This is a genomic window from Nocardiopsis ansamitocini, assembly GCF_030268225.1.
Lineage (GTDB): Bacteria > Actinomycetota > Actinomycetes > Streptosporangiales > Streptosporangiaceae > Nocardiopsis_D > Nocardiopsis_D ansamitocini.
Map to the genome: position 1 here is coordinate 344,382 of NZ_BSQG01000001.1, position 14,489 is coordinate 358,870.

General features: G+C 68.4%; 13 protein-coding genes. All 13 read right to left on the minus strand.

Annotation, left to right across the window (positions count from 1 at the left end; translation table 11 throughout):
* Positions 1–8: 8 nt before the first annotated feature.
* The 13 genes from QSJ59_RS01565 to QSJ59_RS01625 all read right to left on the minus strand — a co-directional run bounded on the left by QSJ59_RS01565 (position 9) and on the right by QSJ59_RS01625 (position 14,187).
* On the minus strand, positions 9–908 hold the full coding sequence (locus QSJ59_RS01565) for a DivIVA domain-containing protein (protein WP_285756837.1): 900 nt from the start codon (positions 906–908) through the stop codon (positions 9–11).
* Positions 909–1,035: 127 nt separating this feature from the next.
* Positions 1,036–1,335, minus strand: a complete 300-nt coding sequence (locus tag QSJ59_RS01570; RefSeq protein WP_285756838.1) for a YggT family protein — start codon at positions 1,333–1,335, stop codon at positions 1,036–1,038.
* Positions 1,336–1,377: 42 nt separating this feature from the next.
* The gene (locus QSJ59_RS01575) at positions 1,378–1,902 is read right to left on the minus strand and encodes a cell division protein SepF (RefSeq protein ID WP_285756839.1); all 525 of its coding nucleotides are present in this window, start codon (positions 1,900–1,902) and stop codon (positions 1,378–1,380) included.
* A 112-nt stretch (positions 1,903–2,014) separates the two neighbouring features.
* Positions 2,015–2,743, minus strand: coding sequence for a YggS family pyridoxal phosphate-dependent enzyme (locus tag QSJ59_RS01580; protein WP_285756840.1), 729 nt, complete (start codon positions 2,741–2,743; stop codon positions 2,015–2,017).
* Between the two features lies 1 nt (position 2,744).
* Positions 2,745–3,464, minus strand: a complete 720-nt coding sequence (gene pgeF / locus QSJ59_RS01585) for a peptidoglycan editing factor PgeF (protein WP_285756841.1) — start codon at positions 3,462–3,464, stop codon at positions 2,745–2,747.
* A gap of 144 nt (positions 3,465–3,608) precedes the next feature.
* Entirely contained in the window at positions 3,609–4,988 is a 1,380-nt protein-coding gene (gene ftsZ / locus QSJ59_RS01590; protein WP_285756842.1) for a cell division protein FtsZ, read from the minus strand.
* Positions 4,989–5,379: 391 nt separating this feature from the next.
* Positions 5,380–6,123 (minus strand): cell division protein FtsQ/DivIB, encoded by a 744-nt coding sequence (locus QSJ59_RS01595; protein ID WP_285756843.1) that lies wholly within the window; start codon positions 6,121–6,123, stop codon positions 5,380–5,382.
* 50 nt (positions 6,124–6,173) lie between these two features.
* Positions 6,174–7,613, minus strand: coding sequence for a UDP-N-acetylmuramate--L-alanine ligase (gene murC / locus QSJ59_RS01600; RefSeq protein WP_285756844.1), 1,440 nt, complete (start codon positions 7,611–7,613; stop codon positions 6,174–6,176).
* Positions 7,610–8,767: an undecaprenyldiphospho-muramoylpentapeptide beta-N-acetylglucosaminyltransferase gene (gene murG / locus QSJ59_RS01605; RefSeq protein ID WP_285756845.1), complete on the minus strand. Its 1,158-nt coding sequence runs from the start codon at positions 8,765–8,767 to the stop codon at positions 7,610–7,612. The genes murC and murG overlap by 4 nt, the downstream gene beginning before the upstream one ends.
* On the minus strand, positions 8,764–10,116 hold the full coding sequence (gene ftsW, locus QSJ59_RS01610) for a putative lipid II flippase FtsW (RefSeq protein WP_285756846.1): 1,353 nt from the start codon (positions 10,114–10,116) through the stop codon (positions 8,764–8,766). The genes murG and ftsW overlap by 4 nt, the downstream gene beginning before the upstream one ends.
* 193 nt (positions 10,117–10,309) lie before the next feature.
* Positions 10,310–11,719, minus strand: coding sequence for a UDP-N-acetylmuramoyl-L-alanine--D-glutamate ligase (gene murD / locus QSJ59_RS01615; protein ID WP_285756847.1), 1,410 nt, complete (start codon positions 11,717–11,719; stop codon positions 10,310–10,312).
* Between the two features lie 3 nt (positions 11,720–11,722).
* Entirely contained in the window at positions 11,723–12,778 is a 1,056-nt protein-coding gene (gene mraY, locus QSJ59_RS01620; protein WP_285756848.1) for a phospho-N-acetylmuramoyl-pentapeptide-transferase, read from the minus strand.
* Positions 12,775–14,187: a UDP-N-acetylmuramoyl-tripeptide--D-alanyl-D-alanine ligase gene (locus QSJ59_RS01625; RefSeq protein WP_285756849.1), complete on the minus strand. Its 1,413-nt coding sequence runs from the start codon at positions 14,185–14,187 to the stop codon at positions 12,775–12,777. The genes mraY and QSJ59_RS01625 overlap by 4 nt, the downstream gene beginning before the upstream one ends.
* Positions 14,188–14,489 lie beyond the last annotated feature (302 nt).

Consider the following 14,489-nt stretch of genomic DNA (forward strand, 5'->3'; position numbering starts at 1 on the left):
TGGCCGGCTCAGTGGCGGTCGTGGGGCTCACCCGGGTGGTAGCCCCCGTGCTGGGCGGGCTCGGGCGAAGCGAACGGGTTGCCACCGGGTGCACCGCTGCCGGGGCCGCCGGAGTGCTGTAGCGAGGGGTTGGCACCGGTGGGCGCCATGGTCTGGAAACCACCCGTGCTGTTGGGGCTGTTGTGCTCGTTGGCGCCTTCGGCCAGCTCACGCAACTGCCGCTCGAAGTAGTCCTTGAGGCGGCTGCGGTACTCGCGCTCGAAGTCCTTGAGACCGGCGACGCGGTGCTCCAGCTTGTCGCGCTGCTCGACCAGCGTGCCCATGACCTGGCGGTGACGCTCCTGGGCGTCGCGGTCCAGGTTCTCCGAACGCGCACGGGCCTCGTTGACGATCTGCTCGGCCTGGCGGCGCGCCTTGCCCAGGATGTCGTCCGCCTCGTGGCGGGCGCGGCCCAGGGTGTCGTCGGCCTCGCGACGGGCATCGGAGATCGCCTGGTCGGCGGTCTGCTGGGCGAGAGCCAGCACGCGCGCGGCGGTGTCCATGTTGTCCTCTGCACCGGGCAGGCCCATGGGCGCGACGGACTGGACCGGCTCGGGGTGACGCATGGGCTCGGGCTGACGCATCGGCTCCGGCTGACGCATCGGCTCGGGCGGACGCATCGGCTCGGGCTGCGGCTCGGGCATCATCTGGGGTTCCTGGGGCTGGAAGTCATTCATCCCAGCCGGCGGAACCTTGCCGCGCAGGCACTCCGCGAGCTTTCCGCGCAGTTCCTCGTTCTCCTGGATGAGGCGGTCCAACTCGGACTCGACCTCGTCGAGGAAGGCGTCGACCTCTTCCTCGTCATAACCCGGCCGTAGCCGGGTGGTACTGAACTGTTTATTCCGTACATCCGCGGGTGTCAGCGGCATGTTCGTCTCCTTGGCGCGCTTGGACTCTGTCCGTAGGGACGCTACCTGATCGTGACCTTACGGCAATCCAGATCATGACCAAGACCACGTATCGGAACCGGAGCTTACCTTTCCGACATCTTGGACCTCACACCGTGTACGGGGCTACGATCGCCCGCAGGATCACCACGATGAGGAAGAGGACCATAAAGCTCAGGTCGAACTGGATGCTCCCCAACTGGACCGGCTTGATAAACCGACCGAGGAACCTCAACGGCGGATCCGTGACCGTATAGACCGTCTCGGCCAGAACCAACACGAATCCGGTGGGTTCCCAGGACCTGGTGAACGACTGAACCAGGTTGAACACCATCCGCCCGATCAGTACGAGCAGGTAGATACTGAGGACCCAGTACATAAGGGTGCCCAGTACGTGGACAATACTCACAATCGCGCCCCGACAGCCTCGTCACCGGACGTGTGTGCTGATCTAACTCTGATTGAAGAACCCTCGCTCAGCAATACGTGCCTTGTCTTCCGCGGTCACCTCGACATTAGCCGGGGAGAGCAGGAAGACCTTGTTGGTTACACGCTCGATACTGCCGTGCAGCCCGAAGATGAGCCCCGCCGCGAAGTCGACGAGACGCTTGGCGTCGCTGTCGACCATCTCGGTGAGGTTCATGATCACCGGTATTCCTTCCCGGAAATGCTCTCCGATAGTACGCGCTTCGTTGTACGTCCGGGGATGCAGTGTGGTGATTCGAGCGAGATCCGCGGTGGCAGGCGCGACTGCGGTCACGTTTCGTCGTTCGTTCGGAGACACGGCGTAGTCGCCCTGCTCTGTCACGGACTCGGGACGCGCGTCGAGACGGGACTCGGGGTCCCGGTCGCGCCGGTCCTCGATGCCCTCGTCGAAGTCATCGAAGTCATCATATTCATCCGCATAGCGGTGATCGTAACGGTCGTCCTCCACGAGGCCGAGGTAGACCGCCATTTTGCGCATAGCGCCGGCCATCTCTTGTCCTCCGTCGTCCCTGTGGTGATTTACCGCAGATGACTTATCGCTGGCTTATGCCCTGCTCACCCCGCGGGCGAGGGCCATGGGCTCCAAGGTCCATGTGGGGACATTACCCCACGATCGCCGCACGATCGCCGAGCAACGCCGTACCTATCCGCAGGTGTGTCGCCCCCCGTTCCACGGCGGCCTCCAGGTCCCCGCTCATGCCCGCGGAAATGGCCGTGGCACGAGGGTAGCGAGAGCGAACGACAGCGGCGACCTCGTACAACCGATCAAAAGCCGCCCGCGGGTCGGCCCCGCGCGGCGCGACCGCCATGACCCCGCCCAACACGATCCCCTCGGCCTCTGCGATCGCCTTGGCCAGGTCCGGCACATCGGCGGGATCGGCACCCCCCCGCGGCCCGATGACCCCTTGTTCGGAGTCGGGATCGAGGTTGACCTGGACCAGACAGTTCAGCTCGCGCCCAGCGGCACGCGACCGCGCGGCCAATGCCTCGACCAGGCGTCCGCGGTCCACCGAATGGACGACGTGAGCGTAGCCCACCACCGACGCCGCCTTGTTGCGCTGCAATTGCCCCACAAAATGCCAGTTGAGATCGATATCACCGCATTCTGCGGCTTTCGGGGCGGCTTCCTGGTCCCGGTTCTCCCCCACGTCCACCATCCCCAGTTCGGCGAGAATACGCACGTCAGAGGCGGGATGATTCTTGGTGACCGCGATGATGCGAACCTCGTCCGGTGAACGCCCTGCCGCTTTGCACGCTGCGGCGACCCTCTCCCGCACGACCTGAAGATTGGCGGCGATCACGGCGCGCCGGTCGGCAGCCTCCTGGACCATGTCAGCCTCTCCACACATAGCCGGCAAAGCGTCCGGTGCGTCCGTCGCGCCGATAGGAGAACAATGCGGGGTCCTCCAGAGTGCAGCGCCGGTCGTGGCGGACGGTGACGCCGAGCCGGGTCAGCTGGGCGGCCACACCGGCACGAATATCCACTCCGGGTGTGCCGGCGAAGGTGGTGCAGCCCGCTTCGGGGACCGCTCGGACCACCTCTTCCTTCAGCTCGGCGGGCACCTCATAGTGCCCGCCACAGATCGAGGGCCCCAGGAGCGCGGTGCACCGTGCGGGGTCGGCCCCCAGGCCGGCCATCGCGGCCAGCAGCTGCGCGGCCACATTGCCGACCGTCCCGGGGCGCCCCGAGTGGGCGGCCCCGATGACACCAGTGCCCGGGTCTGCGACCAGCACGGGAAGACAGTCCGCCACCAGAACCGCAAGGGCGAGACCGGTTTCGACCGTCACCACCGCGTCGACGCTCCCGACCGCCCCGGGACCACGGGCAACCGCGACCTCCACACCGTGCACCTGGTCCATCCAGACCACCCGTGCGGGGTCGAGGCCGAACCCGCGCGCGGCCTCGACCCGGTTGGCAGCGACCGCTTCGCGATCGTCGCCGACATGGGTGCCGAGGTTGAGGGAGTCGTAGGGGGCCTCGCTGGAACCGCTGCCGTGGCGCCGGGTGAACCCGGCGTGGACACCGGGGACCAGTTCGATGGTGGTGGTCATGGGGTGGACCGGTTTCTTGTCGGGTGCGAAAAGGATGGGAGTGGGGGTCCCTAACGCCGAAACGGCGGGGCGCTCCCATGAGAAGCGCACCGCCGATCCGGTCAGCCTGGTGTCCGTACCCGCCGTCCGGCGGGACGCGACGGGCTACTTGAGGAAGTCCGGGACGTCGAGGTCGTCTCCTTCGTCGAAGACCACCCGGCGCCGCGGCGTCGGGACCTCGTTGCTCCGGGAGAAGGGGCTGTCGGATCCCGGCCCGCGCGACAGGCCGTAACCGTTCTCGCCAACCGCATGGATACTGCGCGGCTGGTAGACCTGCTCCTCCGGCTCCTCCTCCGGTTCGGGCTCGGGTTCGGCCGCCTGCGGCGCCTCGGGTTCGGGTTCGGGCTCGGGCGCGCGGACCGGCTCGGGCTCGGGTTCGGGCCGGACACTGACCGGTTCGGGCTCGGGCACACGGACCGGCGCGGCGGCGGCCGGCGGGAAGGAACGCTCCGGACGCACGGGGGCGGGAGCAGGCTGGGGCTGCGGCGCCGGCGGGCTAGGCGCGGTCGCCGCTTGGGGCGGGGGGACTGCCTCCACGCGAGGCTCGTCGAACCCTGCCGCGATCACGGTCACCCGTACCTCGTCACCCAGCGCGTCGTCGATGACCGCACCGAAGATGATGTTGGCGTCGGGCGCCGCAGAGTTGGCGACGAGTTGGGCCGCCTCGTTGATCTCGAAGAGTCCCAGATCCGATCCGCCCTGGATCGACAGCAGGACGCCATGGGCACCGTCGATGCTGGCTTCCAGCAGCGGCGAGGAGATGGCCATCTCGGCTGCCGCCACCGCACGATCGTCGCCGCGGGCGGAGCCGATCCCCATGAGCGCCGACCCTGCCCCGGACATGACCGACTTGACGTCGGCGAAGTCCAGGTTGATGAGGCCGGGCGTCGTGATCAGATCCGTTATGCCCTGGACACCGGACAGCAGTACCTGGTCGGCGGCCTTGAACGCGTCCAAGACACTGACCTGGCGATCCGATATCGACAGCAGGCGATCGTTGGGGATGACGATGAGTGTGTCGACCTCTTCGCGGAGCATGGCTATGCCCGCCTCGGCCTGGGTGGCGCGCCGCTTGCCCTCGAATCCGAAGGGGCGGGTGACCACGCCGATGGTGAGTGCGCCCAGGGACCGGGCGATGTTGGCGACCACCGGGGCGCCGCCGGTACCCGTACCGCCGCCCTCCCCCGCCGTCACGAAGACCATGTCGGCGCCCTTGAGCACCTCTTCGATCTCTTCGCGATGGTCCTCGGCGGCCTTCCGGCCGACATCGGGGTTGGCCCCCGCGCCGAGTCCGCGGGTCAATTCGCGGCCGACGTCCAGCTTGACGTCGGCATCGCTCATGAGCAGCGCCTGAGCGTCGGTGTTGATGGCGATGAACTCGACGCCCTTAAGTCCCTCTTCGATCATGCGATTGACGGCGTTGACACCGCCGCCGCCGATACCGACGACTTTGATGACCGCGAGGTAGTTCTGCGGTGCTGCCACGACGAGGGGCCTTTCCGCTCGCTTCTTGCCAACTCTGCCGATCGGCCCGGGCGGACGCGATTCGCGTCGCCCTCAGGGGTGGATCGGCTCGAAAGCTGTCCGGTTCTGCTCTGACTTGGTATAACGCCCGGGTACTCCGTTGCGGGAAGCCCCGGGGCAGTGGGCCGATGCGGTCTGCAAACGCACATCAGCCGGTCTCAAGCACCGATTCCGGATGCTTGCCATGCGTACTTATGTCAACTAAAGGTATTGCTTCCCGACAGTAAGCCTGCGCCCACCGCGGGAGCAACCAACCACGAGCTCAGACTATCGGCGTGTCGGACGGGCGGGCGGTGGGCGCGCCGGGCGGACCCGGCTTTGTGAACGACAACGCCCGGACCTGCCCCGCGCCTCACTTGACCACCGCGACGCCCTGGGCGCTGACGTCGTACCGGCGATCGGCGGCGGCAGGATGTTCGCGCATGAGTACCTGCAGCACACGGGCCTTGTCCGGGCCGCGATCCACGTCCCCCCAGGAGACGGTCGCCCCGTTGTCGAGGTCGAGCACGATCGAAGAGCGGTCGGACGCCTCGATGGTGTTCACTGTCGACAGGACGGCAGGGGGAAGCTCGTCGGCGACAGCCGCGGCGTCCGCGATCGCCGGATTGTTCTCGACCTCGCCCTTGACGGTCACCAGGGGGTAGTCCGAGGGCCTGGTTTCGGAGTCCTCGATCCGGACCCCCTCCCCGTCGACGAGCTGGAACCCGTCCCCGACCTGGATGGCCAACACCGGAAGCCGCTCGGTGACCTCCACGACCAACGTGGCCGGCCAACCGCGCGAGACGGTGACCGCCTGCGCGAGCCGCAACTCCTCGGCGCGCTGGGCCGCTGCTTCGATGTCCACCCTCGCCAGAGGGGTTCCAGTGGCCACGTCGACCGCGGCGACCACGTCCTGTTCGGCGAGCCGTTCCAGTCCGATCACCTCGACCTGCCGCACCACCAACAGCCGCGATCCGAGGAGCACCCAGGTCATGACGGCCAGCAGGGCGACCACCAGCAAGGTGACGAAAGCAGCCTTCCAGGGGTCGGACACGCTCCGGCCCGTCCCCTGGGGGACGGAACGGGTTCGCTGGTCGGAGCTCTCGGCAGCGCTCACCAGGTCCTCTCCGTCTCGTGCCCGGGCTGAAACGACAACCGTGCCGGGTGCTAACCGGCCTGCTGGACCAACGCCGCGACGATCACCGGACCGAGTTCGGTGACGTCGCCCGCGCCCATCGTGAGCACGATGTCACCGGGGCGGGTCACCTGCGCGACGCGAGCGACCGCATCGGCGCGGTCCACGTGGTGGTAGACCCGCTCATGGGCGACCTGTCCGGTGATCAGCTCGGCGCTCACCCCTGGCTCGGGGTCCTCGCGGGCGGCATAGATGGGAAGCACGACGACTTCGTCCGCGAGGGTGAGCGCTTCGGCGAACTCCGTCGCGAAGATGCGCGTGCGACTGTACAGGTGCGGTTGGAACAAAGCCACGACCCGCCCGGCGGGCGCGTCGGGGGCGGACTTGGCCGCACGGGAGGCCAATGCGGCACGTACCGCGGTGAGATCGGCGGTCAGTTCGGTGGGGTGGTGGGCATAGCTGTCGTAGACGCGTACCCCACCGGCCTCGCCCTTCAGTTCGAAGCGGCGGGCCGCGCCCGTGAACTCGGGCAACCCCTGGGCGGCCACCTCGGGATCGTGTCCGAGTTCGTCGGCGACGGCTACGGCCGCGGCGGCGTTGAGCACATTGTGCGTACCGGGCACGGAGATCGCGCACTTGATGGGGTCTCCCCCATCGGCGATCAGCGTGAAGTCGGTGGCGAAACCGTCGGCTTCGATGTCGGCGACCCGGTAGTCGGCTTCGGGTGTCACCCCATAGGTGCGCACCCGTTTGCCTCGTTCCCGGGCGACCTCTGCGACGCGCCGGGCCCCGGGGTCGTCGATCCCGATGATCAGGGTCTCGGCGACCCGGTCGACGAAGGCCGCGAAGTTGCTGTGGATCTCTTCCAGACCGCCATAGTTGTCGAGGTGGTCGGCTTCGACGTTGGTGACCACGGCGACCTTGGGCGAGAGCATGAGGAACGAGCCGTCGCTCTCGTCGGCCTCCACCACGATGACGTCACCGGCGCCGGCGTCGGCGCCCAGGCCGGTGGTCACGAGTTTTCCACCGATGACGTAGCCGGGTTGAGCCCCCAGGTGCTGGAGGAGGACCGTGACCATCGACGTGGTGGTGGTCTTGCCGTGCGTGCCCGAGACCGCGACCCCTCGCCGGTCCAGCAGCAGGGCACCGAGGGCGGCGGCCCTGGGCAGGATGCGCAGGCCGCGCTCCAGCGCCTCGACCAGCTCGGGGTTGGTGGGGCGGATCGCCGAGGAGACCACGAGGGTGTCTGCGTCCGCAACGTTGGCGGCGGCGTGGCCGACATGCACGTCGGCGCCGAGCTCGGCGAGCTCGGCGAGCAGTTCGCTGTCGCGGGCGTCGCTCCCGGAGACCTCGACGCCGCGTTGCAGGAGCACCCGCGCGATACCCGACATACCGGCCCCGCCGATGCCCACGAAGTGGACACGACCGAGCTTCTCGACTGCTACCGGCTCGGTGGGCTCGACCAGGCTCATCGGGCGTCCCTTCCGGGGTCGCCGTAATCGGCGTCGTCCTCGGAGTCGTCAATGGGTGCGTCCACACCGCTGCGCCGCTGAGCGATGGCCATGACCTCGCGGGCGAGCGCCATGTCGGCGTCGCGACGTCCCATCTTCGCGGTGGCTTCCGACATCGCGACCACCCGGTCGGTGTCGGTCAGCAGGGGGATCAACTGGTCGCGGATCCACTGCGCGGTGAGCGCCGAGTTGTCGACCAGCAGACCGCCACCGGCCTCGACGATGGGTTCGGCGTTCAGGCGCTGTTCGCCGTTGCCGATCGGCAACGGCACGAAGGCACCCGGCAAACCGACCGCTGTGAGTTCGGCGCAGGTCAGCGCGCCGGAGCGGCACATCGCCACGTCTGCGGCGGCGTAGGCCAGGTCCATCCGGTCCACGTAGGGAACGACCACGTAGGGCACACCGTCACGGGTGCGGTCCTCGGGCTCGTCGGCGTTCTTGGGGCCGACCACGTGTAGGACCTGCACGCCCGAGGCGCAGAAGTCACTGGCGGAGTCGAACGCCGCCTGGTTGACCGCCTGCGCACCCTGGGAACCGCCGAAGATCAGCAGCGTGGGCAGGTCCGAGCGCAGACCGAAGTGGGCGCGGGCCTTGTCCCCCAGGGCCAACCGGTCCAGCGAGGAGATCTGCTGACGCAGCGGGATGCCGATGAAGCGGCCGTTGCGGATGTCGGTGTGGGGGTGTCCGGTGAAGACGTGCGGGGTGAGCCGCGAGCCCAACCGGTTCGCCAGGCCCGGGAGAGGGTTGGCCTCGTGCACCACGATCGGTACCTTGCGGCGACGCGCCGCGAGATAGCCGGGAGTGGCCACGTAGCCGCCGAAGCCGACGAGGACGTCGGCCTGGATCTGGTCGATGTACCCGGCCGCGGTGCTGATGGCGTTGGCCAGTTTTCCGGGAACGGACAGCAGTTGGGGCGTGAGCCTGCGCGGAAGCGGAACAGCCGGGATCTCCCCCAGCTCGTATCCCCGCATGGGAACGAGTCGCTGCTCAAGCCCCCGCTCTGTTCCCAGGCACAGCACCTGGGTGTCGGGGTCGATGCGCAGCAGCGCATCTGCCAGGGCAAGGGCCGGCTCTACGTGACCGGCCGTGCCACCGCCGGCGAGGACTACCCTCATCGTCGCCGATTCCTCCTCGCTTGGACCTGCGTCGGACGTGTCTTGGTCGGGGCCCGGCCGGCCGGCGCCTTTGCGCCGCCATTGTCCAGGCCCAGCCAGCTTAGGGCCCTTTCCAGGTGTGTCGGACCCCGGGCTGCCAGCGCCCGGCGCGCATCGGGCTCGCTCTTGGCGAGCGCCAACAAGATGCCCAAGCCGACCAGGATCGGGATGAGCGCGGAACCACCGGCGGAGACCAGCGGCAGCGGGATACCGGTGATCGGCAGAACCCCGATGACAGTACCGATGTTGACCAGGGCCTGAATAGTGATCCAGGTGGTGATGGCAATCGCGGCGAGTTGGACGAAGGGGTCCTTGACCCGGGAGGCCACCCGAAGTCCGGAGAAACCGAGGACACCGAAGAGGCAGACCACGATCAGGGTGCCGATGAGACCGAACTCCTCACCGATGATGGCGAAGATGAAGTCGCTCTCGGGGTGGGGAAGGTTGCCCCACTTCTCGCGGCTGCCGCCGATCCCCACCCCGAACAGGCCGCCGGTGCCCAACGCGTAGAGGCCGTGGAGGAGCTGGTAACCGCCGTCGTAGGGGTCGGCTTCGGGGTTCCAGAAGGAGGTGAGCCGGGCCATCCGGTAGGGCTCGACGGCGATCATGATGCCGACGAGCGCACCGACCAGGCCCAGCGCTCCGAGGAACAGCCGTCCCGGGGCACCCACCACCCACAACAGTGCTACGAAGACCGCCATGAGAACGAAGGAGGTTCCCAGGTCGCTTCCCAGCAGCACCAGCAGCACCAGCATGCCGCAGCCGGGCAGCAGCGGTACGAGGAGGTGGCGCCACTCGACGAGCTGTTTGAGTTCCTCCTTGCGCGCCAGGACATTGGCCCCCCACAGCGCGAAGGCCAGTTTGGCGGGTTCCGACGCCTGGACGGTGAGACCGCCGATCTCCAGCCACCGGACCGCGCCGTAGTACTCCTCACCCCGAAAGACGGTGAGGACCAGCAGCACGATGGAACCGAGCATCAGCGGATAACCCAGTAGCCGAAAGACCCGTACCGGCGTTTGGGAGGCCAGGATCATCAGCGGCAGGCCGATGGCGGCTGCACCGATCTGCTTGTTGAAGATCGAGAACGCCGAGCCGGTCTCGGTATAGGAGTCGACCATCGACGAGGACAGCACCATGACCAGCCCGAGAGCGGTCAGCAGAAGCGCACTGCCAAAGATCAGGTAATAGGACGTAAGCGGACGGTCGAGGCGCCGAGCGAAGTCGCGGACCCCGCTGAGGACCGCCCCCCCACTGGCACCGCCACCCACTCGGACCCTGGTGGCCGAAGGGACCGATGTCGTCACCGCCATGTGCATTCTCCGCCCGCGCCCGAAACCGCCCTAGCGTCGAACAAGTTTGGCGGCAAGAGGCTTTGAGCCATCGCACATTACCGGCGTGTTGGGGTTTTTTCTGACACGGGACCGGCTGGTGACGCACAACTGACACTTCGGTTGTCCCGGTTGACATAGCGATTGGACAACAAGACGGGTCTTTCCTGGTGTCTTAGACCCGTATCGACCGCACCTCGGCGGCGAAGGCGTCACCGCGGACGTTGTAGTTGGCGAACATGTCCATGGAGGCGGCGGCCGGAGCGAGCAGTACCGTGTCCCCGGATCGGGCCAACCCCGCGGCAGCGGTCACGACCTCGGCCATCGCCGCCCCGTCGGTGCGCTCGACCTCGACCACCTTCACGTGTGCCGCGTGCTCGGTGAGAGCCGCGCGGAGCCGGTCGCGGTCGGCGCCCAGAAGGACAACGGCGCGCAGCCGATCGGCCGCGCCCGCGACCAGGTCGGCGACATCGGCTCCCTTGAGCAGACCGCCGGCGATCCACACGATCGAGGGGTACGCGGCCAGCGACGCCGCGGCCGCGTGCGGGTTGGTGGCCTTGGAGTCGTCCACGTAGTCCACACCCGCGACGGTGGCGACATGGGCGATGCGGTGCGGCTCGGGGGCGAATTCCCGTAGGCCCGCGCGGACCGCCTCCGGCGCAACGCCGACCGAACGGGCCAGCGCCGCCGCGGCCAGCGCGTTGGCGACATTGTGGGGCGCCGCCGGTACGACATCGGCCACGGTGGCCAGTTCCTCGGCGCTGCCGGCCGGGTCGGGTACGAAGGCACGATCCACCAGCAGGTCTTCCACCAGGCCCAGTTCCCCCGGACGTGGCGTCCCCAGGCCGAAGCCGACCAAGGGGGTATGGGGATCGCCGTGCTTCTCGGCGAGCGCGCGGGTGGCGGAATCGGCGACGTTGACCACCCGGATGGTGCCCCGCGCGTAGACCGCGGCCTTGGCCCCGGCGTAGGCGTCCAGGCCGCCGTGCCAGTCGAGGTGGTCGGCTGCGATGTTGAGGACGACGCCCGCGTGCGGACGCAGGGACGACGACCAGTGCAGTTGGAAGCTGGACAGCTCCACGGCCAGGACCGTGGGGCGACCGGGGCCCCGGTCGAGCACCGCCTCGATGACCGGGGTGCCCACGTTGCCGACGGCCAGGGCTCGCCGGCCGTCGGCGCGCAGCATCGCTTCGAGCATGCGCACGGTGGTGGTCTTGCCGTTGGTACCGGTGATGGCCAGCCACACCTGGTCGGCGGGCTTGAGGCGCCAGGCGAGCTCGACGTCCCCGATCACCTCGATGCCGTCGCGTGCCGCGGCCACCAGCAACGGCGAGTCGGGGCGCCAACCGGGAGAGGTCACCACCAAGGTGGTGCCCTCCGGCAGGGCGGGGTCGCCGAGCTCGACGGCGATCCCCTCGGCGCGCAGCTCTTCGGCACGCGCACGGTTGGCGTCGTCGTCGCGGCCGTCCACCACGGTCACCACCGCCCCCAGGGAGAGCAGGGCGCGTGCGACCGGGGGCCCGGAGACCCCCAGTCCGGTGACGCAGACAGTCGACCCGCGAAGGTCCAGCACCGTGTCAGTCATGGGTTACCGCGGCATCCATTCCAGGTAGAAGAGGGCGATCCCGGCTCCCACGAACAGGCCCTGGATGATCCAGAACCGGATCACGATGGTGGTCTCCGCCCAGCCCTTGAGCTCGAAGTGGTGCTGGAGCGGAGCCATCCGGAACACCCGTTTTCCGGTGAGGCGGAAGGAACCGACCTGAATGATCACCGAAGCGGTGATGAGGACGAACAGCCCACCGATGACCAGCAACAACAGTTGCGTGCGGGTGGTGATGGCCAAGCCGACCAGGAGTCCGCCCAGTGCCAGTGAACCGGTGTCGCCCATGAAGATCTTTGCGGGCGGGGCGTTGTACCAGAGGAAACCGATGCAGCCGCCCAGCGCCGCCGCGGCCACGACCGCGAGGTCCAGCGGGTCACGCACCGTGTAGCAGTTGGGGTCGAGGGCGTTGATGCAGCTCTGGCGCAGCTGCCAGTTGCCGATGATGACATAGGCGACCAGGGAGAGGATCATCGCTCCGGTGGCCAGGCCGTCGAGGCCGTCGGTCAGGTTGACCGCGTTGGAGGTGGCCACGATCAGGATCAGCGCCCAGATCACGAACAGCCAGATCGCCAGGGGCGGACCGAAGTCGCGCAGCAGCGACAGGTGGGTGGACCCGGGCGTGTAGGTGTAGTTGTTGGGGAACTGCGTCACGCCGACGGCGAAGCCGACGCCCACGATGACCTGGCCCAGCATCTTGGCACCACTGCGCAGGCCCAGGCTTCGACGCTTGTAGATCTTGATGAAGTCGTCGAGGAAGCCGACGCAGCCCATCCCGACGAACAGGAACATCACCAGCAGACCGGAGACCGTCGGCGGGGTCATGGTCGCCAGGTGCGCGCCGAAGTACCCGGAGACCGCGCCCAGGATGATGACGATGCCGCCCATGGTGGGCGTGCCCTGCTTGGTCTTGTGGCCCTCGGGGCCGTCGTCGCGGATCTCCTGACCGAACTTGAACCGGTACAGCAGCTTGATCAGCGGCGGCATGAGCACGAAGGACACCAGCAGGGAGAGCCCCGCGGCGACGAGAATCCCGGTCACTTGGCAGCCTCCACACCGGTCAGCTGCTCGGCTACCTTTTCCAGCCCGGCCACGCGCGATCCCTTCACCATGACGATGTCCTTGGGGCGCAGGCGCTCGGCCAACGCGGCTACTGCCTGTCCGACGTCGGAGACGCCCACGATCTCTCCCTGCCAGTCGGCCACACCCCGCGCGCCCTCGGCGATGGGTGCGGCCTGGTCGCCCACGACCACGAGTACGTCGACACCGCTGCGGGCGACCTGACGGCCGACCCTTTCGTGCTCGGCCCGGTGCGTCTGCCCGAGCTCCGCCATATGCCCCAGCACCGCGAAGGCGCGGCGATCGGTTGCCAGCGCGGCCAGGGTCGTCAACGCGGCCGCCATGGACTCGGGGTTGGCGTTGTAGGCGTCGTTGACGACCGTAACGCCATCGGCGCGCTCGGAGACCTCCATCCGCCACCGGCTGACCGGCTCCGCCTCGCTGAGCGCGACGGCGACCTCCTCGATACCCATGCCCAGTTCGACGGCGGCAGCGGCCACCGCGAGGGCGTTGTGCACCTGGTGGACACCGACCAGGGACAGCCGGACCGGGGCCTGCGCCCCGGCGATCCCGAGGACGAACGTAGCGCGTCCCTCGGTGTCCAGTACAACGTCGGTGGCGCGCACGTCGGCGTTCTCGGCCAGGCCGTAGAACACGACCTTGGCGTCGGTGCGGGCAGCCATCGTGGCCACTGCGTCGTCGTCGGCGTTGAGGACGGCCACGCCACCCGCGTCGGCCGAGGGAAGGCCCTCGACCAGCTCGCCCTTGGCCTGGGCGATCGCGGCGCGGCTGCCGAACTCGCCCATGTGGGCGCTGCCCACGTTGAGCACGATGCCGATCCGCGGCGGTGCGACCTCGCAGAGGTAGGCGATGTGGCCGATCCCGCGGGCGGACACCTCCAGCGCGACGAACCGGGTCTGCTCGTCGGCACGAAGCGCGGTGAGCGGGTGCCCGATCTCGTTGTTGAACGATCCGGGGGGTGCGATGGTCGGCCCCAGCCTGCCGAGCACCTGAGCCAGCAGGTCCTTGGTGGTGGTCTTGCCGGACGATCCGGTGACGCCGACGATCTCGGCCTGGGGCAGCCGGTCCACGACCTCGCGGGCCAACCGGCCCAGTGCGGCCACGACCTCGTCGTCGCCACCGGCGACGAGCAGGTGGGGGCCTTCGACCGGCCGGGAGGCCAGGACCGCTGTCGCGCCGGCCGCCACCGCTGTCGTGGCGAAGTCGTGTCCGTCGACCCGCTCGCCGTTCAACGCGACGAACAGGGAGCCGGGGCCCGCCTGCCGCGAGTCGATGACGACGGGGCCGGTGACGACGTCCGTGGGCCGCGCCGATCCGCAGATGCGGGATTGGGTGATCTCAGCGATCCGATCGAGCGTCAGCGCGATCAAATCCACTCCTCATGTCGGGCCCGGTCCACCGCGCGTGAAGCGCTCTTGACGGTGGACACCGTGCGAAATACGGGGATGATGTACAAGAGCCGCAAGGCGGCGTGATGACGCCACGGTGCCGGGCTGCAATTGCCGGACCCCACCTTAGAACATGTTTGGTTATCGAGTTGCGCCCCGGCCGGAATGTGGCACGAGTGAGACCGAAACCCGGCTTCCCGTACGGGCAAGGCCAAGCAGCTCTCGGACGGTGCCCGGCGGCCGGGCGGTCCCCTGCGCGGTCGGGCCGGGACGACACTCCCGGA

Bases quoted from the DNA above. Each gene is read 5' to 3' on its own strand.
- ftsW (WP_285756846.1), bottom strand. From the start codon at position 10,116: ATGGCGGTGACGACATCGGTCCCTTCGGCCACCAGGGTCCGAGTGGGT.
- QSJ59_RS01580 (WP_285756840.1), bottom strand. From the start codon at position 2,743: ATGGTCCAGGAGGCTGCCGACCGGCGCGCCGTGATCGCCGCCAATCTT.
- QSJ59_RS01575 (WP_285756839.1), bottom strand. From the start codon at position 1,902: ATGGCCGGCGCTATGCGCAAAATGGCGGTCTACCTCGGCCTCGTGGAG.
- QSJ59_RS01565 (WP_285756837.1), bottom strand. From the start codon at position 908: ATGCCGCTGACACCCGCGGATGTACGGAATAAACAGTTCAGTACCACC.
- murG (WP_285756845.1), bottom strand. From the start codon at position 8,767: ATGAGGGTAGTCCTCGCCGGCGGTGGCACGGCCGGTCACGTAGAGCCG.
- murC (WP_285756844.1), bottom strand. From the start codon at position 7,613: ATGAGCCTGGTCGAGCCCACCGAGCCGGTAGCAGTCGAGAAGCTCGGT.
- murD (WP_285756847.1), bottom strand. From the start codon at position 11,719: ATGACTGACACGGTGCTGGACCTTCGCGGGTCGACTGTCTGCGTCACC.
- pgeF (WP_285756841.1), bottom strand. From the start codon at position 3,464: ATGACCACCACCATCGAACTGGTCCCCGGTGTCCACGCCGGGTTCACC.